This window comes from Streptomyces sp. NPDC045846 (assembly GCF_056431605.1).
In genome coordinates this window covers 624,319-650,659 of the sequence record NZ_JBWKKJ010000003.1, presented here as the reverse complement: position 1 = coordinate 650,659, position 26,341 = coordinate 624,319, and the positions used below count along the sequence as shown (strand labels likewise).

At 71.1% G+C, this 26,341-nt stretch carries 29 protein-coding genes; 13 read left to right on the top strand and 16 right to left on the bottom strand.

Features of this window, described 5'->3' with window-relative positions; translation table 11 throughout:
• Nucleotides 1-23: 23 nt before the first annotated feature.
• Together AC07F3_RS11995 and AC07F3_RS11990 are read left to right on the top strand one after the other, a co-directional pair.
• Nucleotides 24-1,244, top strand: a complete 1,221-nt coding sequence (locus AC07F3_RS11995) for a cytochrome P450 (RefSeq protein WP_479112970.1) — start codon at nucleotides 24-26, stop codon at nucleotides 1,242-1,244.
• 20 nt (nucleotides 1,245-1,264) lie between these two features.
• Complete coding sequence (locus AC07F3_RS11990) at nucleotides 1,265-1,456, top strand: ferredoxin (RefSeq protein WP_479112968.1); 192 nt, start codon at nucleotides 1,265-1,267, stop codon at nucleotides 1,454-1,456.
• Nucleotides 1,457-1,630: 174 nt separating this feature from the next.
• Here the strand turns inward: AC07F3_RS11990 and AC07F3_RS11985 are convergent, their stop codons facing one another.
• Nucleotides 1,631-2,227, bottom strand: a complete 597-nt coding sequence (locus AC07F3_RS11985) for a TetR/AcrR family transcriptional regulator (protein WP_479112966.1) — start codon at nucleotides 2,225-2,227, stop codon at nucleotides 1,631-1,633.
• A 113-nt stretch (nucleotides 2,228-2,340) separates the two neighbouring features.
• On the opposite strand from AC07F3_RS11985, the gene AC07F3_RS11980 reads away from it, so the two are divergent.
• Nucleotides 2,341-3,531 carry a cytochrome P450 gene (locus AC07F3_RS11980; RefSeq protein WP_479112965.1) on the top strand — a complete coding sequence of 397 codons (1,191 nt, stop codon included), beginning with the start codon at nucleotides 2,341-2,343 and terminating at the stop codon, nucleotides 3,529-3,531.
• A gap of 5 nt (nucleotides 3,532-3,536) precedes the next feature.
• Complete coding sequence (locus AC07F3_RS11975) at nucleotides 3,537-3,755, top strand: ferredoxin (RefSeq protein WP_479112963.1); 219 nt, start codon at nucleotides 3,537-3,539, stop codon at nucleotides 3,753-3,755.
• Between the two features lie 25 nt (nucleotides 3,756-3,780).
• On the opposite strand, the gene AC07F3_RS11970 is transcribed toward AC07F3_RS11975, so the two are convergent.
• The 6 genes from AC07F3_RS11970 to AC07F3_RS11945 all read right to left on the bottom strand — a co-directional run bounded on the left by AC07F3_RS11970 (nucleotide 3,781) and on the right by AC07F3_RS11945 (nucleotide 11,171).
• A complete protein-coding gene (locus AC07F3_RS11970; RefSeq protein ID WP_479112962.1) occupies nucleotides 3,781-4,401 on the bottom strand; it encodes an L-threonylcarbamoyladenylate synthase in 621 nt (206 codons plus the stop codon).
• Nucleotides 4,402-4,453: 52 nt separating this feature from the next.
• Nucleotides 4,454-5,629, bottom strand: a complete 1,176-nt coding sequence (locus AC07F3_RS11965) for an alanine--tRNA ligase-related protein (protein WP_479112961.1) — start codon at nucleotides 5,627-5,629, stop codon at nucleotides 4,454-4,456.
• 389 nt (nucleotides 5,630-6,018) lie between these two features.
• Complete coding sequence (locus AC07F3_RS11960) at nucleotides 6,019-7,332, bottom strand: alpha/beta hydrolase family protein (protein WP_479112959.1); 1,314 nt, start codon at nucleotides 7,330-7,332, stop codon at nucleotides 6,019-6,021.
• A 624-nt stretch (nucleotides 7,333-7,956) separates the two neighbouring features.
• A complete protein-coding gene (locus AC07F3_RS11955) occupies nucleotides 7,957-8,457 on the bottom strand; it encodes a histidine kinase (RefSeq protein WP_479112957.1) in 501 nt (166 codons plus the stop codon).
• Nucleotides 8,458-8,765: 308 nt separating this feature from the next.
• The gene (locus AC07F3_RS11950) at nucleotides 8,766-10,493 is read right to left on the bottom strand and encodes a TIGR03767 family metallophosphoesterase (RefSeq protein ID WP_479113111.1); all 1,728 of its coding nucleotides are present in this window, start codon (nucleotides 10,491-10,493) and stop codon (nucleotides 8,766-8,768) included.
• A 231-nt stretch (nucleotides 10,494-10,724) separates the two neighbouring features.
• The gene (locus tag AC07F3_RS11945; RefSeq protein WP_479112955.1) at nucleotides 10,725-11,171 is read right to left on the bottom strand and encodes a MerR family transcriptional regulator; all 447 of its coding nucleotides are present in this window, start codon (nucleotides 11,169-11,171) and stop codon (nucleotides 10,725-10,727) included.
• A gap of 99 nt (nucleotides 11,172-11,270) precedes the next feature.
• Between AC07F3_RS11945 and AC07F3_RS11940 the strand changes: the two genes are divergently transcribed.
• A complete protein-coding gene (locus AC07F3_RS11940; RefSeq protein ID WP_479112953.1) occupies nucleotides 11,271-12,059 on the top strand; it encodes an amidohydrolase family protein in 789 nt (262 codons plus the stop codon).
• Here AC07F3_RS11940 and AC07F3_RS11935 read toward each other — a convergent pair.
• Nucleotides 12,046-12,663, bottom strand: a complete 618-nt coding sequence (locus AC07F3_RS11935; protein ID WP_479112951.1) for a TetR family transcriptional regulator — start codon at nucleotides 12,661-12,663, stop codon at nucleotides 12,046-12,048. The two genes, AC07F3_RS11940 and AC07F3_RS11935, sit on opposite strands and share 14 nt — an antisense overlap.
• A gap of 178 nt (nucleotides 12,664-12,841) precedes the next feature.
• Between AC07F3_RS11935 and AC07F3_RS11930 the strand changes: the two genes are divergently transcribed.
• Nucleotides 12,842-13,687, top strand: coding sequence for a class I SAM-dependent methyltransferase (locus AC07F3_RS11930; RefSeq protein ID WP_479112949.1), 846 nt, complete (start codon nucleotides 12,842-12,844; stop codon nucleotides 13,685-13,687).
• A 54-nt stretch (nucleotides 13,688-13,741) separates the two neighbouring features.
• Here the strand turns inward: AC07F3_RS11930 and AC07F3_RS11925 are convergent, their stop codons facing one another.
• Nucleotides 13,742-14,341, bottom strand: a complete 600-nt coding sequence (locus AC07F3_RS11925; RefSeq protein ID WP_479112947.1) for a DUF2867 domain-containing protein — start codon at nucleotides 14,339-14,341, stop codon at nucleotides 13,742-13,744.
• A gap of 171 nt (nucleotides 14,342-14,512) precedes the next feature.
• A complete protein-coding gene (locus tag AC07F3_RS11920; RefSeq protein WP_479112945.1) occupies nucleotides 14,513-14,908 on the bottom strand; it encodes an SH3 domain-containing protein in 396 nt (131 codons plus the stop codon).
• A gap of 253 nt (nucleotides 14,909-15,161) precedes the next feature.
• On the opposite strand from AC07F3_RS11920, the gene AC07F3_RS11915 reads away from it, so the two are divergent.
• Both AC07F3_RS11915 and AC07F3_RS11910 read left to right on the top strand, forming a co-directional pair.
• The gene (locus AC07F3_RS11915) at nucleotides 15,162-15,818 is read left to right on the top strand and encodes a peptidylprolyl isomerase (protein WP_479112943.1); all 657 of its coding nucleotides are present in this window, start codon (nucleotides 15,162-15,164) and stop codon (nucleotides 15,816-15,818) included.
• A 160-nt stretch (nucleotides 15,819-15,978) separates the two neighbouring features.
• Nucleotides 15,979-16,242 carry a DUF6225 family protein gene (locus tag AC07F3_RS11910; protein WP_479112941.1) on the top strand — a complete coding sequence of 88 codons (264 nt, stop codon included), beginning with the start codon at nucleotides 15,979-15,981 and terminating at the stop codon, nucleotides 16,240-16,242.
• 90 nt (nucleotides 16,243-16,332) lie between these two features.
• On the opposite strand, the gene AC07F3_RS11905 is transcribed toward AC07F3_RS11910, so the two are convergent.
• The 3 genes from AC07F3_RS11905 to AC07F3_RS11895 form a co-directional block, all read right to left on the bottom strand.
• Nucleotides 16,333-17,307, bottom strand: a complete 975-nt coding sequence (locus AC07F3_RS11905) for an aldo/keto reductase (protein WP_479112940.1) — start codon at nucleotides 17,305-17,307, stop codon at nucleotides 16,333-16,335.
• A 124-nt stretch (nucleotides 17,308-17,431) separates the two neighbouring features.
• On the bottom strand, nucleotides 17,432-18,544 hold the full coding sequence (locus AC07F3_RS11900) for an alpha/beta hydrolase (RefSeq protein ID WP_479112939.1): 1,113 nt from the start codon (nucleotides 18,542-18,544) through the stop codon (nucleotides 17,432-17,434).
• A gap of 226 nt (nucleotides 18,545-18,770) precedes the next feature.
• On the bottom strand, nucleotides 18,771-19,208 hold the full coding sequence (locus AC07F3_RS11895; RefSeq protein ID WP_479112937.1) for a DUF4345 domain-containing protein: 438 nt from the start codon (nucleotides 19,206-19,208) through the stop codon (nucleotides 18,771-18,773).
• Nucleotides 19,209-19,297: 89 nt separating this feature from the next.
• Between AC07F3_RS11895 and AC07F3_RS11890 the strand changes: the two genes are divergently transcribed.
• The gene (locus AC07F3_RS11890; protein ID WP_479112935.1) at nucleotides 19,298-19,921 is read left to right on the top strand and encodes a TetR/AcrR family transcriptional regulator; all 624 of its coding nucleotides are present in this window, start codon (nucleotides 19,298-19,300) and stop codon (nucleotides 19,919-19,921) included.
• Between the two features lie 76 nt (nucleotides 19,922-19,997).
• On the opposite strand, the gene AC07F3_RS11885 is transcribed toward AC07F3_RS11890, so the two are convergent.
• Nucleotides 19,998-21,881, bottom strand: a complete 1,884-nt coding sequence (locus tag AC07F3_RS11885; protein ID WP_479112933.1) for an ABC transporter ATP-binding protein — start codon at nucleotides 21,879-21,881, stop codon at nucleotides 19,998-20,000.
• A gap of 375 nt (nucleotides 21,882-22,256) precedes the next feature.
• Between AC07F3_RS11885 and AC07F3_RS11880 the strand changes: the two genes are divergently transcribed.
• Nucleotides 22,257-23,504, top strand: coding sequence for a lanthionine synthetase C family protein (locus AC07F3_RS11880; RefSeq protein WP_479112931.1), 1,248 nt, complete (start codon nucleotides 22,257-22,259; stop codon nucleotides 23,502-23,504).
• A 93-nt stretch (nucleotides 23,505-23,597) separates the two neighbouring features.
• Here AC07F3_RS11880 and AC07F3_RS11875 read toward each other — a convergent pair whose 3' ends face one another.
• Entirely contained in the window at nucleotides 23,598-23,837 is a 240-nt protein-coding gene (locus tag AC07F3_RS11875; RefSeq protein ID WP_479112929.1) for a chaplin, read from the bottom strand.
• Nucleotides 23,838-24,042: 205 nt separating this feature from the next.
• On the opposite strand from AC07F3_RS11875, the gene AC07F3_RS11870 reads away from it, so the two are divergent.
• The 3 genes from AC07F3_RS11870 (at nucleotide 24,043) to AC07F3_RS11860 (ending at nucleotide 25,610) form a co-directional block, all read left to right on the top strand.
• Nucleotides 24,043-24,675, top strand: a complete 633-nt coding sequence (locus AC07F3_RS11870; RefSeq protein ID WP_479112927.1) for a hypothetical protein — start codon at nucleotides 24,043-24,045, stop codon at nucleotides 24,673-24,675.
• Nucleotides 24,672-25,223 (top strand): hypothetical protein, encoded by a 552-nt coding sequence (locus tag AC07F3_RS11865; protein WP_479112925.1) that lies wholly within the window; start codon nucleotides 24,672-24,674, stop codon nucleotides 25,221-25,223. Before AC07F3_RS11870 ends, AC07F3_RS11865 begins: the two co-directional genes overlap by 4 nt.
• Before the next feature lie 99 nt (nucleotides 25,224-25,322).
• On the top strand, nucleotides 25,323-25,610 hold the full coding sequence (locus tag AC07F3_RS11860; protein WP_479112923.1) for a hypothetical protein: 288 nt from the start codon (nucleotides 25,323-25,325) through the stop codon (nucleotides 25,608-25,610).
• A gap of 159 nt (nucleotides 25,611-25,769) precedes the next feature.
• Here AC07F3_RS11860 and AC07F3_RS11855 read toward each other — a convergent pair whose 3' ends face one another.
• Nucleotides 25,770-26,264 carry an NUDIX hydrolase gene (locus AC07F3_RS11855; RefSeq protein ID WP_479112921.1) on the bottom strand — a complete coding sequence of 165 codons (495 nt, stop codon included), beginning with the start codon at nucleotides 26,262-26,264 and terminating at the stop codon, nucleotides 25,770-25,772.
• Nucleotides 26,265-26,341 lie beyond the last annotated feature (77 nt).

Below are 26,341 nucleotides of genomic sequence, written 5' to 3'. Positions count from 1 at the left end.
TTTCGAGGGATTCGATGACCGACATGACCGAGACCATCGCAACGCCGCACACCGACGAGGCGCCCGCCTTCCCGGCGGACCGCACGTGCCCCTACCAACTGCCCGACACCTACCGCCAGTTGCGGGACGAGACCGAGACGCTCCGCGCCGTGACCCTCTACGACGGCCGCCGGGCCTGGGTGGTCACGAAGCACGAGGCGGCGCGCAGGTTACTCGCCGACCCCCGGCTGTCCTCCGACCGCACCCATGCCGACTTCCCCGCCACCTCGCCGCGTTTCCAGGCGATCCGCGAGGTCCGCCCCGCCTTCATCGGACTGGACCCCCCTGAGCACGGGACCCGTCGGCGCATGACGATCAGCGAGTTCACGGTGAAGCGCATCAAGGGCATGCGCCCGGCCGTCGAGCGGATCGTGCACGGATTCATCGACGAGATGCTCGCCGCGGGGCCGCCCGCCGACCTGGTCAGCCAGTTCGCGCTGCCCGTCCCCTCCATGGTGATCTGCGAGCTGCTCGGTGTTCCGTACGCCGACCACGACTTCTTCCAGGACGCGAGCAGGCGGCTCGTGCAGGCGTCGGACGCGGCCGGTGCGGTCGCCGCCCGCGACGACTTCCAGCGTTATCTCGACGGGCTGATCACGAAGATGCAGGCGGAGCCGGGGCCGGGCCTGCTGCACACCCTGGTGACGCGCCAGTTGGCAGCGGGTGAGATCGACCGCGAGGAGCTGATCTCGACCGCGCTGCTGCTGCTCGTCGCCGGTCACGAGACCACGGCCTCCATGACCTCCCTCAGCGTGATCACCCTGCTCGAACACCCCGAGCAGCACGCCGCCCTGCGGGCCGACCCCGCGCTGCTGCCCGGCGCGGTGGAGGAACTGCTGCGCTATCTGGCCATCGCCGACATCGCGGGTGGCCGCGTGGCCAAGGCGGACATCGAGATCGACGGTCAGCTGATCCGTGCGGGAGAGGGCGTGATCGTCGCCAACTCCATCGCCAATCGCGACGGTTCGGTGTTCGCCGATCCGGACACCTTCGATGTGCGCCGATCGGCCAGGCACCACCTCTCCTTCGGCTACGGGGTGCACCAGTGCCTCGGCCAGAACCTGGCCCGCCTCGAACTCGAAGTCATCCTCACGGCGCTGTTCGAGCGCATTCCGACGCTGCGACTGGCCGTCCCCGTGGCGGAGCTGACGCTCCGTCCGGGTACTACGATCCAGGGCGTCAACGAACTTCCGGTCACGTGGTGACCGGCAAGGAAGGAGGTTCCATGCGGGTGTCCGCCGACCGGAACATCTGCGTCGGCGCCGGACTGTGCGCGCTGACCGCACCCGGCGTCTTCGACCAGGACGACGACGGCCTCGTCGATGTGCTCACGCCCGACCCCGACGGCAACCAGCGGTCTGCCGCGCGCCAGGCGGGGAACCTCTGCCCCTCCGGCGCCGTCCAGGTCACCGAGTAGTTTCCGCCGCGTCCGGGCCGGGCCGCTCGACGGCTCCGGTCCGGACGCGGCGCCGTACGCCTGCGATCGCGCCCCGGATCTGTCGCCCACCCAGGGAGGCCCCGGGCGGCGCGCTGGGCCTCCCCATGGCATGGGTCGCCTCATCTGCCGCCGAGAGAACGGCAGTTGAGGTCTCTACGGGGTTTCGCCCTCCGGCGCGGACCACAGGTGGTCGAGCGTGTTGACCACGAGGCGGCAGACGGTGTCCGGGTCCGCGCTGGCCAGGGGCTCGCGTGCGACGACCGTCCGCATGAGTCCGATGCCGAGCAGCCAGGCCATGGCCAGATCCGCGCGCAGAGCGCCGTCCTGGGCCCCGGAGAGCGCGGCCAGCGCACCCTGGTACTGCTCGCCCAGTTCCCGCAGCGTCCCGGCCGCCTCGTCGCCCCGCCCGATGGAGCGCAGATAGACCTCCAGGGAGCGGTCGGTCGTCCCCGCCGCGCTGCTGGTCAGCATCGAACGCAGCGCCGTCTCGAAGAGCTCCTCGGGCGGTGTGGCCCGCAGCTGTTCCAGGCCGCCCTGCGCGACGACCTCCGTGAGCAGGCCCTGCTTCGAGCCGAAGTACCGGAACAGCAGCGCCTGGTTGGCGCCCGCTCGTTCGGCGATCTCGCGGACCGTGGCCCCTTCGTAGCCCCGTTCCGCGAACAGGTCCCGGGCGGCGTCGAGCAGTCGCCGACGGGTGGCTCCGGCGTCGCGGCGGCGCTCACCGGCAGGCGAGTCGGGGGCTTCTTCCATGGGTGACGGATCCTCTCAGACGGCCCGTCAGGATAACGGCCACAATGCGCCGTTGACCGTCCCCGGGGGTGCCCCTACCGTTGTAAGCAGCTGCTTACATCCGGGAGGCCGCAGTGACGACAGCCGACATCACCCCCCTCGCCTATCCCTTCAACACCTCCGACGGACTCCAGCTCGCCGACGAGTACGAGCGCGTACGCGACCTGCCGGGCCTGTTACGCGTCCAGTTGCCGTACGGCGAGCCCGCCTGGCTCGTCACCCGCTATGCGGACGCCCGGCTCGTCCTCGGCGACCAGCGCTTCAGCCGGGCCGAGGGCGCCGCGCACGACGAACCCCGCCAGTCGCAAGGGCGCACCGACAGCGGCATCCTGGGCATGGATCCACCGGACCACACCCGGCTGCGCTCCCTGGTGGCGCGGGCGTTCACCGTCCGGCAGGTCGAGAAGCTCCGTCCGCAGGTCCGTGAGCTCACCGCGAGCCTGCTCGACGACCTGGAAGCGGCCGGACCGCCCGCCGACCTCGTGGACACCTATGCGCTGCCCCTTCCGGTGGCGGTGATCTGCCGGATGCTCGGTGTGCCCACCGAGGATCGCCCGCGCTTTCGCGTGTGGAGCGACGCGGCCCTGTCGACGAGCTCCCTCACCGCGGCGGAGTTCGAGGCCAACCGCGAGGAACTGCGCGCCTACATGCGCGAGTTGATCGAGCGCCACCGCCAGGATCCGCAGGACGACCTGATGACCGCGCTCATCGAGGCCCGCGACGGCGGTGACCGGCTGTCCGAACTCGAACTCGTCGATCTGTGTGTGGCGGTCCTGGTGGCCGGACACGAGACCACCGCCTCGCAGATCCCCAACTTCACCCTGACCCTCCTCGAACACCCCGACCAGCTGGCGCGGCTCAGGGCCCGGCCCGAACTCGTCGCCAACGCGGTGGAGGAGCTCCTGCGCTTCGTGCCGCTGGGCAGCGGGGCGGGTCAGGCCCGGTACGCCACCGAGGACGTCGAGGTCGGCGGCACCCTGGTGCGGGCCGGCACCCCCGTCCTGGTCGCGACCGGCGCCGCCAACCGCGACGCGCTGCGCTTCAGCGCCCCCGGTGTGCTCGACATCGCCCGCGAGGGCAATCAGCACCTCGGTTTCGGCCACGGCGTCCACCACTGCCTGGGCGCCCCGCTGGCCCGGCTCGAACTCCAGGAAGCCCTGAGCGCGCTCATCACCCGCTTCCCCGGACTGAAACTGGCCGGGGACGTGACCTGGAAGTCCGAGATGCTGGTCCGCGGCCCGCGCGTCATGCCGATCGCGTGGTGACCGCCGTGACCTGGACCGTACGCGTGGACCCGCAGCTGTGCCTGGCCTCGGGCATGTGCGCCGGAGCCGCCCCCGACGTGTTCGCCCTGGACGGCGAGCACGCGCGGGTGCTCGCGGAGGCCGTCGAGCCGGACGAGCGGATCCTGGACGTCGCCGACGCCTGTCCCGCCCAGGCCATCACGGTGTCCGACGGGAGCCGCGTCATCGGACCACGCCGCGACTGACGGCTCGCCGAACTCATGCGGGCGACTACTCGAAGCGCGAGGTGTCGCCCGCTCCCCGGCGCACGATCTCCATCTCGCCGTTGGAGAAGTCGATGACCGTCGTCGGCTCGGTGCCGCAGTCGCCCGAGTCGAGCACGGCGTCCACCACGTGATCGAGGCGTTCCTTGATCTCCCAGCCCTGCGTCAGCGGCTCGTCCTCGTCCGGCAGGAGCAGGGTGCTCGACAGGAGCGGTTCGCCGAGCTCGGCGAGCAGGGCCTGGGCAACGGCGTGGTCGGGAATGCGCACCCCGACCGTCTTCTTCTTCGGATGCAGCAGCTGGCGCGGTACCTCCCTCGTCGCGGGCAGGATGAACGTGTAACTGCCCGGCGTGGCCGCCTTGATGGAGCGGAACACGTCGTTGTCGATCTGCACGAACTGGCCCAGCTGGGCGAAGTTCTGGCACACCAGGGTGAAGTGGTGGCGGTCGTCCAGGTCACGGATCGACCGGATCCGGTTGATGCCGTCACGGCTGCCCAGCTGGCACCCCAGCGCATAGCAGGAGTCCGTGGGGTACGCGACGAGCGCGCCGGCCCGGATGCTGTCCGCCACACCGCTGATGGTGCGCCGCTGGGGGTTCTCGGGATGCACGTCAAAGTACTTGGCCATCCGCCGAGTCTAAGGTCCGAGCACTGCCGGTCCGCCCCGCCGCTGCCGGGTGTCACCCCGGCGTGCCGCCCCTCAGGCCACGCACCAGGTCACGGGGCAGGCCGTGGGTGTCGTGCAGATAGCCGTAGTCCTCCTCATCGAGCGGACCGGAGAACCGGCTCTGGGACAGGACACGGCGGCCCCGCTCCAGGAGCCGGGAGAAGCGCCGCTCCTCGTCGAGCAGCACGTCGCGCACCGGACCGGTGGGCCCCCGCTGCCCGAAGTGGTCCAGCGTGTGCGGGATCAGCTCCTCGGGCAGATCGCCGAGCGTGCGGGACGGGTCGCCCCGCCACAGGGTGGTGAGACCGCGCCGCACCAGACGCCGCAGGACGTAACCCCGCCCGGTGTTCGACGGCAGCACGCCCTCGCCGATCACGACGATGCTGGACCGCAGATGGTCGCAGACCAGCCGCAGCGAGGGTTCGTCCAGCAGCCAGAGCGACGGCACGGAGCCCATCCACGGCTCGAACAGATCGGTCTCGAAGACCGAGCTCCTGCCCTGGAGGACGGCGGCGAGCCGTTCGAGCCCCATCCCCGTGTCGACGTTCGGCCGGGGCAGCGGGGCGAGGGTGCCGTCCTCCCCGCGACGATGGCGCATCATCACGTGGTTCCACACCTCCACCCATCGTTCGTCGCCGGTCGGTGTGGACGTGGGCGGGGTGTCTCCGGTCCAGACGAAGATCTCCGAGTCCGGCCCGCACGGCCCGGTGGGGCCGTTGGACCACCAGTTCTCCTCGGCGGTCAGCTCCACCGGCACGCCGAGCTCCTCCCAGGTGCGCAGTGATGCGGTATCGGGCCCGCAGTCCTCGTCACCGCCGAAGACAGTGGCGTGCAGCAGCCCCGGGTCGACGCCGAAGCCATCGACCAGCAGGTCGTGGCCCCAGCGCAGGCTCCGCGAGCCCTCGTAGTCGCCGAGCGACCAGGAACCGAGCATCTCGAAGACCGTCAGATGGCTGCCGTCACCGACCTCGTCCAGATCCGTGGTGCGCAGACAGCGCTGAACGTTGACCAGCCGCCTGCCGAGGGGATGGGGGCGCCCTTCCAGGTAGGGGGTGAGTGGATGCATTCCCGAGGTGGTGAACAGCACCGGATCGCCCTGCGGCGGCAGCAGGGTCGATCCCGTGATGCGCCGATGACCCCGCTCCTCGAAGTACTCGACGAAGGTACGGATGATGTTCTCGGTGTTCATGACTGAGGATCCTTCGGTGTGGGGCAGCCGGAAGGGTCCGCGGGCACGGGGCGGGATGAGGAATCCAGAGGGGGAATCCGGGACGGGAATCCCGAGAGGATTCCGGAACGAGGAGTCCGACGCACCACCGGCGGGCCGTTTCCGGTCGCCGGGGGAGTGGGGAATGAGGTCAGGCGGCGGCAACCGGCGAGCTGGTCGCTCGCGCGGTCGCGCTGTCGATAGGGCTGATGACCTTCATGCCCTCCACGGTACCGAGCGCGTCGCCGTGCGGCACCCGAATTCCTGCCGGGGTGGTTGGCGCGCACTGCTGTGCGGGAGGGGCCCGGGTCTTCCTCCTCACGACCGTACCGTCGTCGGCGGGGCGGCCCGGCGCGGCGGATGATGTCCGGTCAGTCCACGAACCGTATGTCCGGAAAGCGGGCGGAGGGCTCGTCGAGCAGGGGCCGGTCCCGTCCGCGCAGCCACCGGTCGAAGAAGCCGGTTATATATGCCTCCTGCGCGGTCACCGAGCGCCCGGGCCGGACCGTACCCACGTTGGCGGCGAGGGTGTGCGGTGAAAGCCCCAACGGGCCTGCCAGTTGCGGTATTTCGGACTGGAGGTCGGTGTAGCTCGCATGCTCGGAGCCGGTGAGGGTGAGGTCCCTGAGCCAGCCCTGGCTGTGTTGCCACACGGCGTCCCAGGACGCCACCGTGTGGGGGTTGTCGCCCTCCTTGCCCATCAGGAGCAGCGGCCGGTCGACTCCGTCGGTGCCGACGGAGGACGGGTTGGCGGGGTCGTTGTCGCGCTGGGTGTAGCCCATGACGCCGTCCAAGTCGGCCGCGGCCCGTATCCGCGAGTCGTCGTGCATCGTCTGGGCCGCCGTGAAGCCTCCCGCCGACTGCCCGAACATCCCGACGGCGTTCAGATCGAGCGCCCCGCGCAGCGCGTCCGGCAGCCGCCCCAACTGGTTCAGCACGAACCGGGTGTCGGCCACCCGCACCGCCACGGACTTCTTCAGCAGAGCGGTGACCTCCTCCTTTCCCGCCTTGTCCGCCTTCTCGAACTCCCGCGGCAGCACCGTCTTCTCCACGCGGCCGCCCGGAAACTCCACCGCCCCCGCGTCATACGTGTGGTCGACCATCACCACCACGTAGCCGCGCGAGGCGAGCTCGTCGCACAGCGTCGTACCCAGAGTGCGAGGATCCCCGACACCCGGCGAGTACAGCACCACGGGGAAGCCGTGCGGGCGGTGTCGGGCGAGCGGCGCGTCGGTGTGCGCATGGCTTCGGGTGGCCGCCCAGTCGACCCGGCCCCGCGGTATGCCGGTCAGGTTGTTCACCGCGTCGAACCCGGCGGCCTCACCCACCTGCATCTGTGGGGCCCGCGGGTGCCCGGCCACGTCCCGCGCCGGATAGCGGACGCTGACCATCAGCTCGCGGTACGGCTGAGAGCCCACCCAGGGGTCGGGCCGACCACGATCGGTGAGATGGAGGGAGGTCGTGCCGACGGGGTAGGCACCCGTCGGTGTCGGCAGCGACACCCGCGCCATGGCTGCCGGAGGCGGGGGGCCCGACGCGCCCCATGGGCCCGACCGGCCCGAGGGATGCGACGGGCCCGCCGGGGATGTGGGCGCGGCGGCGGCCGTCGCCGCGCCCGTCAGGCACGCGGCCAGGGCCAGTGCGGCGGTGGACAGGAGCAGTCTGCGAGAGGACGACGTGGTCATGGATCAAGGCTGACGCAGCGGCCCCCCTTTCCACCATCGTGGAGCCCCCCGCTTCGGGGGTTCGGATTTTCCGAACCCCCCGGAAGGCGCACCCGATGCCCCGCGCCCTTGGTCTCGCTCACCGGAGTCCTCAACTCGCCTGAAACCAAAGCCAGTTGCAGTCACCACCAGTCGCCACCTCATCCGGCCGGAATCGCGGGCAGGCGGGAGCAGAGGCGATGGATTCGTCGCGGATGAAAGAGCGGGCCCGGCGAGTGAGGGGCTCGCCTGGTGGGGGGAGTACCAGGGAACCTGTCGGCCCACTCGCCGGGCGCCTTCCCGGTGGCGGCATGGGCGGCCAGGAACTCCCGCGACGGCTGCCCTGTGCCTCGTACTGCACACCGGGAGCGCGTGATGGTGCGTTCGGGCCGAGCGGGACGGGACCGGCCTTGCCACCAGAAAGACAGGTCTCTCACCTCTGCCTTCACCATCGCAGCGGGCAGGTGTCCTGTACAGGTCGATTCTGGACGGTGACGGACAGCGATGCGCGCGTCGACCTGCGGTAACCGGCCTGCGGAACAAGGGGGTTGAGCTGGCGCTGCGCACCGTCCGTGCCGTTCGTGCGCGCCGGGTCGCTCCGGTGCGTCACGCTTCTTCGGTGTCCTGCGCGGCCCGTTCCGCCGCCTCCACCTGTGCGGCGAAGTCCTTGGCCGACAGGCGTTGAAGGCTGCCGCCGTGGCGCTGGGCCAGCTCGTCCGCGGGCTGGGGAGAGGACTCGTGGAGATCGACGACCAGCATCGACGTACCGTCCTCGACCCGACTGCTCAGGACGATCAGGCCGGCGCCGTCCTCCAGGAGCTGACGGTTCTCCGCCGCGTTGGCCAGGGTGGCTCCCGCAGCGCTGCCGAGCAGGACGCCGATCGGGCCGCCGAGGAGCCCGACGAGACCGCCGACCAGGCCCCCGCCCACCGTGGGCACACCGGCGCCCCGCACATGGTTGTCGGGGACGTCCAGCAATCCCTCGGCCGACCGCTCCAGGATGGCCGCCTGGCGCAGCCCCGGCAGCGACACGGCCTCCTCGAAGGCCGCGCGGCACCGCGCCGCATCGGTGAACGAGATCAGCAGAACATGGTGGGTGTCCGCCATCGCAGGTGTACTCCTCGTCATCTGTCGCCCGACTCCCGGCCCTCCCAGTGGAACGCCCACCCGGCCGCCTCGCCAGGCGGACACGGCCGTCGGAGAACCGGGCCCGTCGACGGCGCCAGGCTCCATCGGCCGTCAGCGGACGGCCAACGAGGCGCGATTGGCCCGGTACGCACTGGGCGGCGACGCACAGCGTCCCCTGGGGCAGGAAGTGCGCCGCACACCTGCCGGGATCACGGTGCTGCGGTACGACGCGGCCGCTCGACCGTCCCTGGCGCGGGGCGGTCGAGCGGCCGCGGCGTGAGGCGCCGTCACTTGCCGGGGTGGGCCAGGAGCAGCTCGGTGTTGTGGTCGAGGGAGGTGCCGAGCTTGACGGCCGGGGTGGCGTACGGGTCGTTGTAGGACAGCTCGCGGTAGAGAGCGGCCAGCCCCCGGTCGGAGGTGTCCGCGAAGTCCGTCCTGTAGGGCGCGGCGGACTCGATGAGCGTGGTGAACAGTGACAGGGTTCCGTCGCCGTTGTCGGCCAGCTCGATGATGCGGGCGTGCTGCGGGTAGTCGATGTGGGAGGCGGTGTTGATCTCCCAGAAGGCGCGCTCGGGGACGGCGTGGCCGTGCGGGAGGATCCGGTTCTCGTGGGTGTGGCCGTTCACCCAGGCCACCACGTTCGGGTAGCGCTGGAGCAGCGAGACCAGCGCGTTGCCGTCGTGGCGCCCCTCGAAGGGGTGGTACGGGTCGGGCAGCAGGTTGCCCATCGTGGCGCTGGTGTGGTGGCTGAACAGGACGATGAGCGAGTCGCTCGAACCGCCGCGCACCACATGCCCGTCGGTGTCGTACCAGCGGGTGCTGTGCGACTTGAGCACCGATTCCAGCCAGTTGAGCTGGGCCGTGCCGAGTGAACCGTCCGCGAATCCGGCCCGGTTGGTGGTGTCCAGGCTGATGCCGAGGACGCCGCTCGCCAGCGGGAAGGTGTAGTACAGGTGGCCGCTGCTCGCCGCGTCCGACGTGAAGCCGTGGCCGACCGGCCCGGCGCCGGTGTGGGCGGGGTTCAGGTGGGCCTTGGCGAACTCGGCCGGGGTGAAGGGGCGACGGCGCTCGTCCGGGGTGACCCGGCGGATCGCCCCGCCGTTGGCGAGCAGCTTCCCGAGCAGGATGGCCGCCTGGGCCGGGTCGTGGCGAAGCGCGTACGCGAGCTTCGCCGCGGTGGCGTCGTCGCAGCCCTCGATCTTGCGGTCGCCGGTGTACAGGTCGTTGAGGAGACCCAGGTCGGGCAGGCTGCCCTCGATGCTGTCGTCGTGGTTTCCCACGGTCGTGTACCAGGGCACGCTGAGCCCCGGCGCGTCGAAGGGGCGGCCGGCGCCCGACAGGAAGCCGGGGATCTGCGGGAGCCCCTTGGCCTTGTAGGTGTCCTGGAAGGACGATTCAGGGTTCCAGTAGTCCGCGCTGCCGGAGTTCTGGACGCCCTCGTAGCGCGTGGGGTCGCCGCTGCTCGGGGTGATCCGACCGCCGCTCATGACGGTCAAGTACCAGTCCAGCTCGATGAGTTGATGGTTGTCGGTGTTGTCGCCGGTGGCCATCACCATGCCGAACGGCATTCCGGTGTACGGGCCCTGGCGCACGGCGTTGACTCGCTCGACCAGCGACGAGGCACCGCGCACCGTCAGGGTCTCCTGGGGGCGGTGAGCGCTGTCGTTGTACTGGGCGAGGTACTCGAACCGGACGGGCGACTCGGTGTCCGCCAGGTGCAGGTCGGTGAACTGGACGAAGGAGGCGAGCCCGGTGCGTCGGTCGTCCCGGCCGGATCCGGCGGCGGCCAGTTCGCCGCGGACCACCAGCGGCCATCCCGGCCCCGCCACGAGCCGCTTGTACGGGCCGTTGCCTATCGGCATCGCCGCCTGTTCGAGGGTGGTGCCGCCGATGCGCACGGCCCGCGCGGCGGTGGCCGCCAGGGCCCGGTCCTGCGCCGTCGCCGACCACAGGGCGGCCCCCGCGGCCACGGCGGACATCCTCGAAACGAACTGGCGGCGGCTCATCCCGCGCATGGGTATCCCCCTGGTCATGCGGTCAATTGAGGGCACGGTGCTTATCGGCCACGACCGTGCGGCCACACACTACTGGTGGGTAGTCGTATGTACAGGTGCCAGGAGGAAACTTGAGGGAAACAAGAGAGGGCAGCGCTCGACGAAAACACCACACTCCGGGGCGACTGCCAACGGGTCGTGCGCACACTCCCCATGGGCAGCCCGAGGTCCGTTCCTGCGCGAGGTCCGTTCCTAGACGGGCTCGGCAGCTCGGCCCTTCGTATACGGAACTCCCGCCGGGCCCCCGTCGAGTTCCGGCGGCGACACCGGAGAGGGATCGGAAACCGCCGATGCCCGCTCGGTCGCCGTGATGGTCCGCACCAGGATCTCCCTCGCCGAGGCGATCTGGGCCGCCCGCTCGTCCAGGGCGCTCAACTGCCCCCGCAGGGAGGCCAGTACGCCCGGACATGGCAACACCGTGGCGCTCGGCGTCGTACAGGGGAGCACCTGCCTGATGACGCGGGTCGGCAGGCCCGCGGCGAGGAGCGCGCGGATCCGCGTGACGGACTCCTCGGCGTCGGCGCCGTAGACCCGGTAGCCGTTGGGGCGGCGCTGGGGCGTGAGCAGGCCCATCCGTTCGTAGTAGCGCAGCAGGCGCTCGCTGGTCCCGGTCCGTTCGGCCAGCTCACCGATGAGCACGCGCGTTAGCCCTTTCGCACTTGACCTTCCAACAGTGTCAAGGAGCAACAGTGGGCGCCGGCGGCCGCATTCCCGCGGCCCGTGAACGAGAGGGCCCCAGTGATCATCGACGCCCACAGCCATGTGCACGACCCGGTGGACGTCCACCTCCGGCTCCTGGACGAGGCGGGAGTGGACCGAGCCGTGCTCTTCGGCACCCGTCCGCACCCCGAGCGGGCCACCGGCCTCGATTCGCTCCGCGACGAGATGGGCGCCCTGCACCGGGCGCTGGCCGGCGAGGGAGATCCGGACAACGGGCACCGCGTCGCACGGCAGGAGTTGGACGACGCTCTGGCCGCGCACCCGGAGCGGTTCATCGGGTTCGGGTCCGTGCGCACGGACCTTCCCGCCGAGCAGATCGCGGCGGTGGTTCAGCGGGACATCGTCGGACGCCGGCTGCGCGGCATCGGAGAACTCACCCCGCCCCCGGGCCAGGCCGCACGGCTCGCGCCCGTCATCGAGGCCGCGCACGAGCACGGAGGGCTGCCGGTCGTCGTGCACGGCTTCGCCCCGACCACGGCCGAGGACCTCCACACGCTGGCCGGGCTCGCCGCGCGGTACCCCAGAGTGCCGCTGATCGTGAGCCAGCTCGGCGGGCTCAACTGGATGACCGCCATCGAACTGGCCCGGGACACACCGAATATGTACCTGGAACTCTCCACGGCCAACGTCATCTTCGCCGTGAAGCTGGCCGTCCAGGAACTGCCCGAGCGCACCCTCTTCGGCTCGGACGCGCCCTATGGCGACCCCGTGCTCGCCCGCGCGACCGTCGAGCGCGTCACTCCGCCCGGCGAGCTGCGCGACCTCGTCCTCGGCGGAACCCTGGGGCGGCTGCTCAACATCCTCTGACCCCGTGCCCTTGCCGGAGGGCTCCCCCGACGAGCAGGTCGACCAGTCGCAGAGTCTGGTCGCGAGGGTCCGGCTCGCCCGTCCAGCCGGTCATCACCAGGTGGTGGAGCGTGCCGACCAGGGCGAGGCCGATCGTTGCCGTGTCGGTGGTCTCCGCGAGACGGCCGAGGCGGACCTCGGCGTCCAGATAGGCGGCGATCGAATCCTGGATGGCCCCGAACGCCGGAGCGCCCGCGTCCAGGGCCTGGCGAATGCGCAGGGAGGTGGCGGGGCGCGTCATCGCCAGGCCCGCCACCGTGGGGTCGAGCGAAGTGAGCAGGGCGAGGGCGAGACCGCCGAGGTTGTCGGCCACATGGGCCCGGCCGGCCTCTCCGGGCAGCTCCGCGGCCTGTCGCGCACAGCGGGCGAACCGGTCAAGGACCAGCTCGGCCACGAACTCGTCCAGGCCGTCGAAGTGCGCGTGCAGCATCCCCTTGGCGCAGCCCGCCTCACTGGTGATGGCCCTGCTGGTGAGCGCGGCCGGACCCTCACGGGACAGCACCCGTACCGCGGCGTCGAAGAGCCGCTCGCGGACATCGGGAATGGCAACTCCGCGCGGTGACATGGGGGCAACTCCTTGAACGTGGCCGTCGACGTGCGGGACGGAAGCGAGGCTACCTACGCGCCGCCTGTCAACCACCTTCTGCTGCAAGGGGATTGTCAGTATGGGCGCCCGCCCATACGCTTTGGGCGAGCGCCCATACTAGCTTCAGGGCGCCGCATCCAACAGGGGGCGGATCACCATGGGGCACATCGTCAACACCGCGCAGGCGCAGGCGTGGAACGGGTACGAAGGTGAACACTGGGCTCGCCACCAGGAGCGCTGGGACGCGGTGAACAGCGGCTTCAACCACCTGCTGCTCACCGCCGCGGAGCTCACGGACCGCGATCGCGTTCTGGACGTCGGGTGCGGGGCGGGACGCACCACGCGGCTGGCCGCCCAACAGGTGCCGGACGGCTCGGTGTTGGGGCTGGACCTGTCCGCGCCGATGCTGGCCCGTGCCCGCGAGTCCGCGCGGCGCGAGGGCGTCGGCAACGTCAGCTTCGTGCAGGCCGACGCACAGGTCCACGACTTCGTTCCGGGCACGCACGACGTGGCGATCAGCCGGTTCGGGGTGATGTTCTTCGACGACCCCCTAGCGGCGTTCGCCAACATCGCCCGCGCCCTGCGGCCCGGCGGGCGACTGGCGTTCGTCTGCTCCGCGGAGGCCCGGGGCAACGAATGGTTCCAGGCCCTGATGGAGCTGGGCGACATCCTGCCGGTCGGCGGCTTCGGGGCCCCGGGCGGCCCGGGCATGTTCTCCCTGTCCGAACCGGACGCCGTCCGCTCGCTGCTCTCCGCCGCCGGATTCGGGCAGGTGGAGGTGGTGAGGGCGCAGGAGCACGGGACGTGGGGCCGGGACGCCGAGGACGCCGCCGACTTCATGCTCGACTCGGGGCCGGGCCGCCACCTGCTAGGGCAGGTCGACGAGCGGGCTCAGGAGCGCGCTCGCCGCAAGCTGACGGGCATCCTGCGCGACCACGAGAGCGACGGCGCGGTGCGACTGCGCAGCAGCGCCTGGCTCGTCACCACCAACCGGCCGAACTGAGCAGGTCGTTCGGGACGGTCCGGCACCGGCTCGCGCGAAACCCGTGGGTGTACGTCAACTGGCCGTCGGCGCAGGCGGATTCGCCCGCCACTGTTCGCCGATCGACCGGATCATCGCGGGGTACACCCCGAGATGGCGCATGGGCCTGATGCCCGCCATGTACAGGGTGCCCAGGCGACCGTTGGGCTTCACCAGAATGGCCATCTGGCCGCGGTAGCCACCTGACTCGTCGGGGACCCAGCCGATGTGCAGCACCGCGTGCACCGTCTTGTTGGCCAGCTCGGCCGCCCACTCGTCGTGGGTCTGGTAGACGGAGGAGAAGGGGTCGCCGCCCTTGAACGCGGGCCCCTGGGGCCCCGCGAGAAGGTCTTCCGGAAGCCGGTCGCGCAGCGTGGACACTCGGCCGCCCACGCCCGCGTCGGCTTTGTCCCAGCCGAACAGCTTCCCGAGCTGCCACCGGACGGCGAAGAGGAAGCGCGGCACGGCGGAAGAGGGCTGCGCCACCCTGCCTTCCGCGAACAGGCGTACCAGGCGGTCGAGTTCGTCCGGACCGCCCGGAGTCGGCAGCGCCCACACGTCCTCAAGAGTGAAGTCGTCCGCGATCTCGTGGATCCGCCACGGCCTTGAGGTGTGCGCGGTTGCGGGGAGTCTCATGACGGGGCCCCTATCCATACGGCTATCTATACGGTTCCGTATAAGTCGAGGCTAGCACTGACGGGACGACGCCACATAGAGGGGGCGGTGGAGTGTGGCCGGAGCTCATCCCTCGCCAAAGGAGCGCCAACGGCCGTTGGTCAGGCGGACGTTGGCGCTCCGGGGGCTTCGCTACTTGCAGTACGGCACGGCCGCGAGGTTCTGCACGTAACGGGCGCTGACCCAACCGGGCTTGCCCGCGCCGAGCTTGTACCAGATCTTGTTGCCGTCGACGTTCTGGCCGGCCTTCTTGCACTCCAGTGCGGTGACCGTGCCCTGGGGCAGCAGGTTGAGCCGCTTGGAGGTGGTGTTCGCCTCCTGGTGGACCCACAGTCCGCCCTTGGCGACGACCTTGCCCGTGGGCCCGGCCGTCGGCGTGGCGGCGGGCGCCTGCTGGGCGGAGCCGCTGACGGGCTGCGGCGTCGGCGTCGCCGCCGAAGCCCCGCCCGCGCTGAGGAGGATTCCCGATCCGGCGAGGGCCGCCACGGCGCCTGCGGTGACGATCCTGCGCATGCCAGATACGTACATGCTGTTCCCCTTTCGTTCCCTTATGGGATGTGCGCCCTGTAGGACAGTGGATCGCGGCGATCCGTTCCACCCGGACCAAATAACTTCCGGAATGTGTATGGCAGTTGATGTGCCGATAGGACGTTCTCGGGTCCGGAGCGAGTGCGTTCGGCACGCGGGAGGGGCGGCCTCCCCCTGGGCGCATGGTGCGCGGACGAGGGGGAAGGGATGATGCGCCCATGTCACGCCCGTCCCTTCGGAAGGAACCCCTCAAGTGCTCCGCAGAAATGGCGCGTTGCTTGCCGCAGTCGTCCTGATCCCGCTCGCCACGGCAACGCAGGCAGGCGCCGCCACCCCGGCGCAACCGGCCGCGGCCTGCACCTACACCCCGGCCGTCCCCGCCGACAACTACAAGGGGATACCGGACTTCGACCCGGTCAAGGCCGCCCGTTCGTTCAACGCCACCCTGCGCACCAGCCAGGGCTCCATCACCTTCAAGGCGCTGACCGACAAGGCGCCGTGCACCACCAACTCCTTCCGGTTCCTCGCCGAGAAGCACTACTTCAACGGGACGCACTGCCACCGGCTCACCACCGCGCGGCTGTACGTGTTGCAGTGCGGCGACCCGACGGGCACGGGCAGCGGCGGTCCGGGGTACTCCTTCCCGGACGAGAACCTCACGGGGGCCACCTACCCGGCCGGGACGGTGGCGATGGCCAATGCGGGACCGAACACCAACGGCAGTCAGTTCTTCTTCGTCTGGAAGGACACCAAGCTCTCGCCCGCCTACACGCCGTTCGGCAGGGTCACCTCCGGGCTCGACGTCCTGCAGAAGATCGCGGCCGGCGGCGAGGACGACCAGAACGGCCCCGGCGACGGGTACCCGACGCTGCCCGTGAACATCAAGCGGGTGCAGATCAAGCGGACGTGATCACGCGGGACGGCGGGACATGATCAAGGCCGTGTGCCCGGGCCCGTGCGACCGCCCGGGCGCGGCAGATCCGTCCGGCCGCGTAGGCCAAGCGACTGCTGTTGTGGTTCCGTTGGCGGGGGAGCGCCGGGTGGGCCTCAGGCGCGGCTACTCTCCGCCCATGACGGACACTTTCCACCACGCCCCGCAGGTATGGACCGCGGGCCGCTTGCGAGAAGCTCTCACCGGCCTGCCCGACGACACCCCCATCCACATCGCCGTCGCGGACGGCCCCGGAGACTTCGAGGGCTACAGCGAGTACGCCCTGGTCGACCTGGAGCCCGTCGAGAAGGACCTCGGCGAGGACCCGGCGGCCAGCACCGAGGTCGAGTACACGCTGTTCGCCGACTTCAAGGCGGGCCAGTACCACGTAGACCTGGTCTGACCCGGGCGCAGTCCGCTCCGTAGGGCCCCGGGCGGGAAAGCGGTATCCGTACCGCTCCCCGCCCGGGGCCACGAGCCGCCGGACCGGGGCTCAGGCGTAGAAGTTGCGCTGCCACCGGTGCTTGGCCAGCACGGCCAGCTGGTCGGCGGTCAGCGCGCGGCCGTCGCTGAGGGCCGTGTTGCGCTCCACGTTGCGCAGGCTGCGCATGCCCGGAATGACGGTGGACACCGCCGGGGAGCTCAGGACGAAACGCAGGGCGGTCTCGGCGATCTCGTCCTGGGCGATGCCGAGGTCCTCGACGAGCGCGGCGACCCGCCGCTCGACCTGGGCCGGGCGGTCGCCCCTGAAGTACCGGTTGCGCCAGTCGCCCTCGGGGAACTTCGTGTCGGCGGTGATCCGGCCGGTGAGGCCGCCCTCGTCGAGGGCCACCCGCACGATGACTCCCACCCCGTGCTCGCGGCAGGCCGGGAACAGCGCGTCGTCGGGAGACTGGTCGAAGATGTTGTAGATGACCTGCACGCTGTCCACGACGCCGCTGCGCACCAGAGCCAGGGCGCTGTCGGGCCGGTGGTCATTGACGGACACGCCGAACAGGCGGATCGTGCCCTCGCGCTTCAGCTCGGCGATGGTCTCCAGCCAGTCGCCCCGGCCCACCCACTCGTCGTTCCACACGTGGAACTGCAGGACGTCGAAGTGGTCGAGGCCGCTCGCGCGCAGACTGGTCTCCAGGCTGGCGCGGATATGGGCGCCGGAGAACACCTGCGCCACGTCGGTGCCCTCGCGCGGCGGCCATATGCCGTTCTCCGGGGGCACCTTGGTGGCGACGAGCACCTCCTCGCCCGAGCCGGCGGAGCGCTCGCGCACCACCCGGCCGACGATCCGCTCGCTCTCGCCGTAGCCGCGGGCGGTGTCGATGAAGTTCACCCCCAGGTCGATGGCCCGGTGCAGGGCGCGTACGGAATCGTCCTCGGTGGCACCCACCCAGCTGGACGCCCCGATGCCCCACGCGCCGTAGCCGATCTCGGACACGGACAGCCCGCTGCGTCCCAGCTCGCGGTAGCGCACAATCGTCCTCCACGTCGTCGTCCGTTCCGGCCGCACCAGGGTGGCGGCCGGAAATCACGTTGACGATAGGTGACTTGACTGCGAGGGGCAGGCGATTTTTCCCGGTGGGCGGGGCCGGTCCGGGTCAGTTCGCGTTGAGCCGGGCGCTCAGCCACTCCAGGGACGGCGGAATCTCCCGGAGCCACGTGTTGAAGTTGTGGCCGCCGGAGTCGAGCGTGATCGAGGAGACCTGTGCGGGCTTCTTGACCTTGGCGATGAACTTCTTGGTCTCCTCCAGGTTGCTCTCACCCTGCTGCGACGTGGTGACCAGGAACGAGGAGTTGCCCTGGGGCAGGTGGTCGAGGGCCCACAGGAGGTCGGCGCGCTTCTCCTGGTGCTTGTTGCCGTGGAAGAGGTCGCCCGAGTCCATGTCCACGTCCGGCTTGTAGTCCGCGGAGAGGCCGATCCCCGCCGCGTACGCCTCCGGGTGCTCCAGAGCGATCTTCAGCGCGCAGTAGCCGCCCGTCGAGTCGCCGATGAACCCCCAGTTCCGCGCCTTCGTGCCGACGCGGTACGTGCCCGCGATGGCCTTGCGCACGTCGTCCGCGAAGAACGTCTCCGTCTGAGGACCGCCGGGGATGTCGATGCACTGGGTGTTGCGCGGCGGCGCCACGGTGGGCCGCATCATCACCAGGATCATCGGCTGGGTCTTCTTCTCCTTGGACAGCGTCCACGCCGTCTTCGGGTAGTGCAGCCCCTTGATGAGGTTCTCGGCCGTGCCGGGGAAGCCCGTCAGCACCACGGTGACCGGGAAGGACTTCTTCTCGAACCCCTTCTGGAAGTACTCCGGCGGCAGATAGACGTACGCCGGGGTGGCTATCCGGGAGCGCGCGCCCTGGATCGAGACGCTCTGCACCTCGCCGCCGATGCTGGGCTTCCCGGCGCCGGGAACGTCGACCTTCTGCTTACCGGCGATCTTCACGCCCGGGCTGGCCACCGCCTTCGCGTCGAGGACGCCCACGCCGTCCTGCTGGCCGAACAGATCCGCCCACGAGCCGTAGAAGAGGAACGTCTTGTTGGCCGCGAGACCCACGGCGGAGAAGAGCAGCAGCTGTACCGCGCACATCAGGCCCACCCGCCCGACAACCTGCCGCCACCCCTGCTTCGCCAGCCGCGGCCACTGCCATACGACGACGAGGGACAGCAGCACCGTGCAGAGCACGGCCAAGGCCAGAACGGTGGTACTTGTCAGCCCCATGGATCAAGAACACTCTCTGCAATTGGTCGTTCCGGACGCCGCCCCGGCGGACGCGTCCAGCCGCACCGACTCAGGGGTGCGCACCGAACTAGACAGGGATCCGGCGCGATCCGTTGCCTCGTGATCGCCAAGCTTTCGTCCGCGTACGGAATGTGGCGTAATCGGCCCCGATCGCGGACCCGGATGCCCTCCGGTCCGGTCTGGCGCGCCGGCGCCGTGTCGTTCGCTACGGCGCGGGGCGGGCCGCGGTGCGAGCCGACTCCCCGGCCGTGCGGCCGCGGGCCGCGGCCGCGCGTTCGTCGGCGGGCGCGAGCCAGAAGTAGAGCGGGGGCAGAGCGAGTTCGATGCCCATCAGGACCAGCTGGAACCAGTCCGGGCGGCCGAGAGCGGCCCACGACACGAGCCTGGAGGCACCGCCGAGGAAGAAGATCCCCGCGAGCAGACGCACCGCCCGCGCCGGGATCGGCGACTGCCGTGCCACCCAGATCCAGGCCAGTCCGTAGCCGAGGAAGATGGCGGCGAAGAAGCGCATCAGGCTGTCGACGGTCGGATTGGGCGAGCCCGCGCGCGGAACGGAGTCCATGCCGATGACGAGATGGACGGCGCCGATCAGCACATCGGCGATGCCCATCGTCCAGGAAAGCCACTTCAGGAGCCTGGCCACGGTGTGGTCCCCCTCCGCCTTACTAGGCAAGTGTCTACTAAGGCGACCATAGGTTCGTTGGTAGACACGCGTCAAGTAACCTGGGCGCCGTGACCGTGCGCCGCAGGCTGAGCCCCGAAGAGCGCCGCAGGGAGCTGGTCGACACCGGAGCCCGCCTCTTCGCGGCGAAGCCCTATGACGACGTGCTCATGGAGGACGTCGCCGAACGGGCCGGTGTCTCCAGGGCGTTGCTCTACCGCTACTTCCCCAACAAGGGCGCGCTGTTCGCCGCCATCTACCAGCAGGCCTCCGACCGGCTCCTGGACGGAACGCCGATCGACCCGGCGCGGTCGCTGTACGACCAGCTGTCCGCGGGGCTCGATGTCCACTTCGACTACTTCGCCGCGAACAGGCACACCGTGCTGGCCGCGAACCGGGTGCTCGCCGGAGACCCGGTGATCCAGGCCATCATCAACGACGAGCTGGCCGAGCTGAGCCGGCGCGTGCTCGACGCGACCGGTCTGGAGGGCCGGGCCCGGGACACCGTCTCGGCCGCGCTCACCGGCTGGCTGGTGTTCGTCCGCGCGCTGTGCGTGGACTGGCTGACCAACGAGACGCTCTCCCGGGCCGAGCTGCACGCCATGTCGGTGGGCGCCCTGCGCGGTGCGCTGGGCGCCGTCACCGATGTCGACCGGCTCCTCGGGCCGCCCACCCGAGCCGGCCGCCACGCCTGACCGACCCGGCTGTCGCCGACGAGACGGCCTACCGCCACCGCCGCGACGGCCGACCGCCGCCGGTCCGCTCGCGCGGTCAGCCGAGGGCGGGTGCGCCGCCGGGGCGTTCGAACTGGGTGCGGTACAACTCCTCGTAGCGGCCGCCGAGTTGGAGGAGTTCGTCGTGCGTGCCGCGTTCCACGATGCGGCCGTCCTCCACGACCAGGATCAGATCGGCGGAGCGCACCGTGGAGAGCCGGTGGGCGATCACCACCGCGGTGCGTCCCTCCAGCGCCTCACCCAGGGCCTCCTGGACCGCGGCCTCGGACGTGTTGTCGAGGTGGGCGGTGGCCTCGTCGAGGATGACGACACGCTGGCGGGCCAGCAGCAGGCGGGCGATGGTCAGCCGCTGGCGCTCGCCGCCGGACAGCCGGTAGCCGCGTTCACCGACCACGGTGTCGAGCCCGTCGGGCAGCGAGGCCACCAGACCGTCGAGACGGGCCCGGCGCAGCGCCTCCCACAGTTGCTCCTCGTCGGCGTCCGGCCGGGCCAGCAACAGATTGGCGCGGACCGACTCGTGGAAGAGGTGCCCGTCCTGGGTGACCATGCCGATCGTGTCCCGGATCGAGTCGGCGGTCAGGTCCCGTACGTCGATGCCGCCGAGACGCACCGTGCCCTCGTCGGCGTCGTACAGCCGAGGCAGCAGCTGGGCGACCGTCGACTTGCCCGCGCCCGACGAGCCGACCAGTGCCACCATCTGTCCCGGCTCGGCCCGGAAGGACACCCCGTGCAACACCTCGGTGCCGCCCCGGGTGTCCAGGCTGGAGACCTCTTCGAGCGAGGCGAGCGAGACCTTGTCGGCGGACGGGTAGCCGAAGCGCACGTCGTGGAACTCCACGGACACCGGACCCGCGGGGACCGCACGGGCCTCGGGCTTCTCCGCGATGAGGGGCTTGAGGTCGAGCACCTCGAAGACCCGCTCGAAGCTGACCAGCGCGCTCATCACCTCCACCCGCGCCCCGGCCAGCGAGGTGAGCGGCGCGTACAGCCGGGTCAGGAGCAGGGCCAGCGAGACGACCGCGCCCGCTTCGAGGGTGCCGTGCAGTGCGAAGTAGCCGCCGAGCCCGTAGACGAGGGCGAGCGCGAGGGCCGATACGAGGGTGAGGGCCGTGATGAACGCGGACTGCGCCATCGCCGTACGGACGCCGATGTCGCGCACCCGGCCCGCCCGCGCGGCGAACTCGGCCGACTCATCGGCGGGCCGCCCGAACAGCTTGATCAGGGTCGCGCCCGGCGCCGAGAACCGCTCCGTCATCCGGGTGCCCATCGCGGCGTTGTGCTCGGCTGCCTCCCGCTGGAGCCGCGCCATTCTGGTGCCCATGCGGCGCGCGGGCAGCACGAACACCGGCAGCAGGACGAGCGCGAGCAGCGTGATCTGCCAGGAGATGCTCAGCATCACGGCGAGGGTGAGCAGCAGGGTGACCAGATTGCTGACCACACCGGACAGCGTGTTGCTGAAGGCGCGCTGGGCGCCGATGACGTCGTTGTTGAGGCGGCTCACGAGCGCGCCGGTGCGCGTCCGTGTGAAGAACGCGACCGGCATCCGCTGGACGTGGTCGAAGACGGCGGTCCGCAGGTCGAGGATCAGCCCCTCGCCCAGTGTCGAGGACAGCCACCGGCTCACGATGCCGAGCGCCGCCTCGGCCAGGGCGATCGCGGCGATGAGCAGGGCGAGCCGCGTCACGGTGCCGCCCTGCTTGCCGCCGACGATCGCGTCCACGACCCGGCCCGCCAGGAGCGGCGTGGCCACCGCGAGCAGCGCCGTCGCGACGCTCAGGACCAAGAAGAGGGCGATGCGACGCCGGTGCGGACGGGCGAACGCGCCGATGCGGCGCAGGGTGGCCCGGTTGAAGGGGCGTCGTTCCTGCTGGGCGGTCATGACGTTGTGGAGCTGCGTCCACGCGGTGGCTTCCATACTCATGCGAGGAACGTACGACCTCGACCGAGCTTGAGGTCAATGATTCACCGCAACAGGACCGCCGAGGGTCGATGATCTTCCGAGTGTCGTCGTCGACACCCTGGACGCGGAGGGCGCGCCCGGCCGCCCGGTGCCGTACGCAGGGAACGCCCCCTGCTCGATACGCTGACCGCCCCGGTGCCGGACGCGCCCCAGCTGCCCGCGCATCAGCCGCCGCCTCCAACTCGCCTGTCGGCAAAGGGGTTTGTTCCCGCAAGCACGTACCGTGGGGTACGTGCTCCTTCAGGAGGAACCGGTCGGTGCGGGCCGGTCGACGCCGAGCCCATGCCCTGGCCAGGCGCGTCTTCGAGGCGTACGGCGCCCGCGCCCGGGGCGCTCGTGACCGTCGAGGCCGAGGCGCTCTCCAGAGAGCGGGCGCGGGAGGTCCTCGACTCGCTGGCCGCGCGGCTGCGCGCCCCGGACGCGCTCCGCACCGAGCGGGTCGACTCGCTCGCCTTCGGGCACCCGGGCATCGCCCTGCTCTTCACCGCCCTCGCCGCAGACGGGGACACCGAGGCCCGGGCGGCCGCCCACGCCCACCTCGCCGCCGCGCTCCGCCCCGCCGGCGGACTGCGGGCCTCCGGGCTGTACGGCGGGGCGGCGGCCGTGGCCTTCGCCGCCCGCCACGCCGCGACCGGACCCGACGCCCCCCGCTCGCTGGTGGACGCAGTCACGCCCCGCGTCGCCGGGTCCGCCCTGCTCCGCGCACATGCCCTGCGCGCCGGGCGGGCCGCGGGCACCGGCGTACCGCCGCACCTGTACGACACGGTCTCGGGCGTGTCGGGCCTCGCCCGGCTGCTCCTCGCGCTCGATCCGCACGGCCCCGCGGCGAGGGAGTGCCTGGAGGCCTTGGTTGACCTCGCCGGACCGGCCGCCACCGCACACGGCACCCTGCCCGGCTGGTGGACGGCGGACGCCCCCGGGCCGCGGGGGACGAGCCCGGACTTCCCCAAGGGGCACCTCAACTTGGGCCTGGCGCACGGCATTCCGGGCCCCCTCGCCCTTCTCGCCGTCGCATACGAGCAGGGCGTACGCGTGCGGGGCCAGGAGGAGGCGATCGGACGGTTCGCCGGGTGGCTGATCGGGTGGGCGCACGAGGACGCCCATGGAACGTACTGGCCCCTGACCGTACGGGCCGAGGACGAGCTCAGCGGCGAGCGTCCCCGGAACCCGCCGACGCGAGACGCCTGGTGCTACGGCGCACCCGGCGTCGCGCGCGCCCTGTTCCTGGCGGGACGCGCGCTGAACGAGCGGGGGTGGCAGGAATGGGCCGCCCGCTCACTGCGCGCGACACTCGCCCGGCCGGTCGGCTCCCGGGCCCTGGAGGGGCGGGGACTCTGCCATGACGCCGGGGGCCTGTTGCACATCGCCGCACGCATGGCGTACGAGCTGGAGGACCCGCAGATGGCCGATCAACTGCCCTACCTGGCAGGGCAGTTGGTGAGCCGCGAGCCGTCGGGTGGGGCGGGGTTTCTGGAGGGGGAGGCCGGGACGGCGTTGGCTCTCCACACCTACGTCGAGGGACCTGCGGGCCTCGCGATGGGCCCCGAACCGCTCGGCTGGGACGCGGCGTTGCTCCTCGGCTAGGTCAGCCACGGCAGGGAAGCGCGGCTGAGGACGCCCGACCGCCCCGGAACCAGACCGCGGCTCCGGGGCGACGTGGTGTGGCGGAGGCGGGGATCAGCTCGAGTGGCAGGTGTTGTTGGAGGCCGGGTTGAGTAGGCCGATGATGTCGATGGTGTCGCCGCACACGTTGACCGGGATGTCGACGGGAATCTGGATCACATTGCCGGACACGACCCCGGGGGAGTCCTTGGCCACGCCGGTCGGCGGCTCCGGGTCCGCGGCAGCGGCTCCGGCGCTGCCTATCACGGCGGTGGCGGCCAGGACGCTTGCGACGAGAGCGGTGCGAATACGCACGGTTTCCTCCTGTATGTGAGGGATGACCCTCACAGCCTCTCCGCACCGGGCCCTGGTGGAAAATCGCGTGACCCGATGGGGTGAACGCCGCCGCGGTCCCGTGGGGAAAGCCGCTTGCCGAATACCGCGTTTATCCGGCCTCCTCGCGCCTACTCGCACCAGGACGGCCCGTGGTGCGGGCCGTCCACCGACGGGAAGGCAGGCCATGTCCAGTGGTGTCCTCATCATCCTCATAGCCGTCGCGGTGATCGTCGTCGTGGCGGCGGTTCTCGGAACGTTCCTCGCGCGCCGGGGCAGCGGTCTGCGCCGCCGGTTCGGGCCGGAGTACGACCGGACCGTCGCCCAGCACGACGGCGACGTCAAAGCCGCCGAGAAGGACCTCGACGAGCGGGTCCGGCGGTACGGCAACCTGAAGGTCGAGCCTCCGACGCCCGAGGCCCGCAGTCGCTACGCCGTCCAATGGGCCCGCGTCCAGGAGGAGTTCGTCGATTCGCCCACCCGCGCGGTCGCCCACGCCGAGGCACTGCTCGGCCGGCTCGCGCAGGAGCGCGGCTTCCCGGACGGCTCCGCGGAGGAGCAGCTGGCCGCCCTCTCGGTGCACCATCCCCAGCACCTCGACGGCTACCGCCGGATCCGTGGCGTGGCGCACGGCGCGAACGGGCGTGAGCCCAGCACGGAAGAGCTGCGCGAAACCCTCGTGCAGGCCCACGAGTTCTTCGCGGTTCTGACCGGGGAACGTCGGGGTGGCAAGTCCGGGGGCACCACGCCCCGAAGCGGCCGGCACGCGTCCCGCGGCGGCCTGCGGCACAGCGACATCGCGCGAGGGAGTCAGTCATGACCCAGGCCGAGCGACCCCAGCCCGGGCAGCCCGTACCCGACCAGCCCCTGGTCGAGCGGCCCGCAGCCCAGCAGCCCACGACGGAGCAGCCCATGACCGACCGGCCCATGACGGGTCGTCCCGGGTCCGAAGGGCGTGTACCGGACCAGGGCGTGCCCGTCCGGCCCCTGGCCGAGCGGCCCGCCGCGGGTCAGGGTGCGTCCGACGCGTTCGCCTCGGACCGGCCCGACTCCGGTCGGCCCACACGGGAGGCGGGGCCCGACGGCGACGCGGAGGCCGACAGGGTGCTGGCGCCGCAGGACCGGGAGAAGTTGCAGCTCAGGATCCAGCAGGCGGTCGGCGGCTTCGTGGACGATCCTCGCTCCGCCGTGAAGGAGGCCGCCTCGGCGGTCGACGCCCTCGCCGAGCAGATCGTGGAGACCCTCGAACGGCGGCGCGGCACCCTGCGTTCGTCCTGGAAGGACGCGTCCGGCGGGACGGGCACGGAGGACCTGCGCATGGCCCTGCGTGAGTACCGGCGCCTCGCAGAGCGTCTGCTCAGCCTATGACCCCCGACACTCCCCGGCTTCGGACGGGCGCGGCCCCGCACCCCACGACGGTTCTGCGGTCCAGAGACTCAACCCACCAGTAGAGGCAAGGAGTTGGACATGTCCAGGCGCTATGGCGGCAATCCCGCGGCGACCGGCATCCTCATCATCGCGGACGTGACGGCACTGATCCTGATCCTGTGGATCGCCTTCTTCCTCATGAACGCCAACACGGCCAACGACCTCGTGTCGTGGGTCCGGAACGCGGCGGACTGGCTCTCGGGCTGGTCGCGCGACATGTTCAACATCAGGTCCGACGCGTGGCGCACGGTGGTCAACTATGGCCTGCCCGCGGTCGTCTACCTGCTGATCGGTCACGCGGTGGCGGGCCGGGTGAACCGTCCCTGACACCGGAGGCCCCAGGGAGCTGAAGGACCGCAGACACTGAGGACGCTCGGCGGGGGCCGGGGAGGGGCGGCACGCTCCTGGCGCCGCGGGGAGGGCCGGGCAAGGCCCTGGTTGTCGGGAGGGCCGGGAGTTCTGGATGGTCCAGAGCTCCCGGCCCTTTCAGCGGGTCAGGGCGAGGTAGCGGCCGTAGGCGTCCCGGCTGTCCGAGACGAACGTCCAGCCCGCCATCGCCGCTCCGAGCTCGTCTTCGGTCAGCCAGCCGTGCCAGGCGACTTCGGTCGCGTCCGGCACGACCTCCGCCTCCGCCACCACGGCCTCGTACACCGCGAACCAGTACGGGCTGAGCTCGCCGTCGCACAGGAACGTGAAGAGCGGCCGCACCTCGGCCGCCACCCCCAGCTCCTCACGCAGTTCCCGGCGTGCCGCGTCCTCGTAGGACTCGCCCACGTTCACCGCACCGGCCACGAGCCAGCTGTACTCGCCGGGGAACCGCGCGCTGTGCTCGGGACGCCGGTGCACCAGATAGCGGCCGTTCGCATCGCGGCACACCACCATGGCCATCCGGTACAGCCACCCCTGCCGCACCGCCTCGCCGCGCTCGACGACGCCCAGGACGCGATCGTGCTCGTCGACCCGCTCCACCTGTTCACCCATGGGCCGATCCTCTCCCACAGGGTGCGCGGCACATGGGGCGGCCCCACACAGAGCGGGCCCCCATGGGGCGCCCCCAC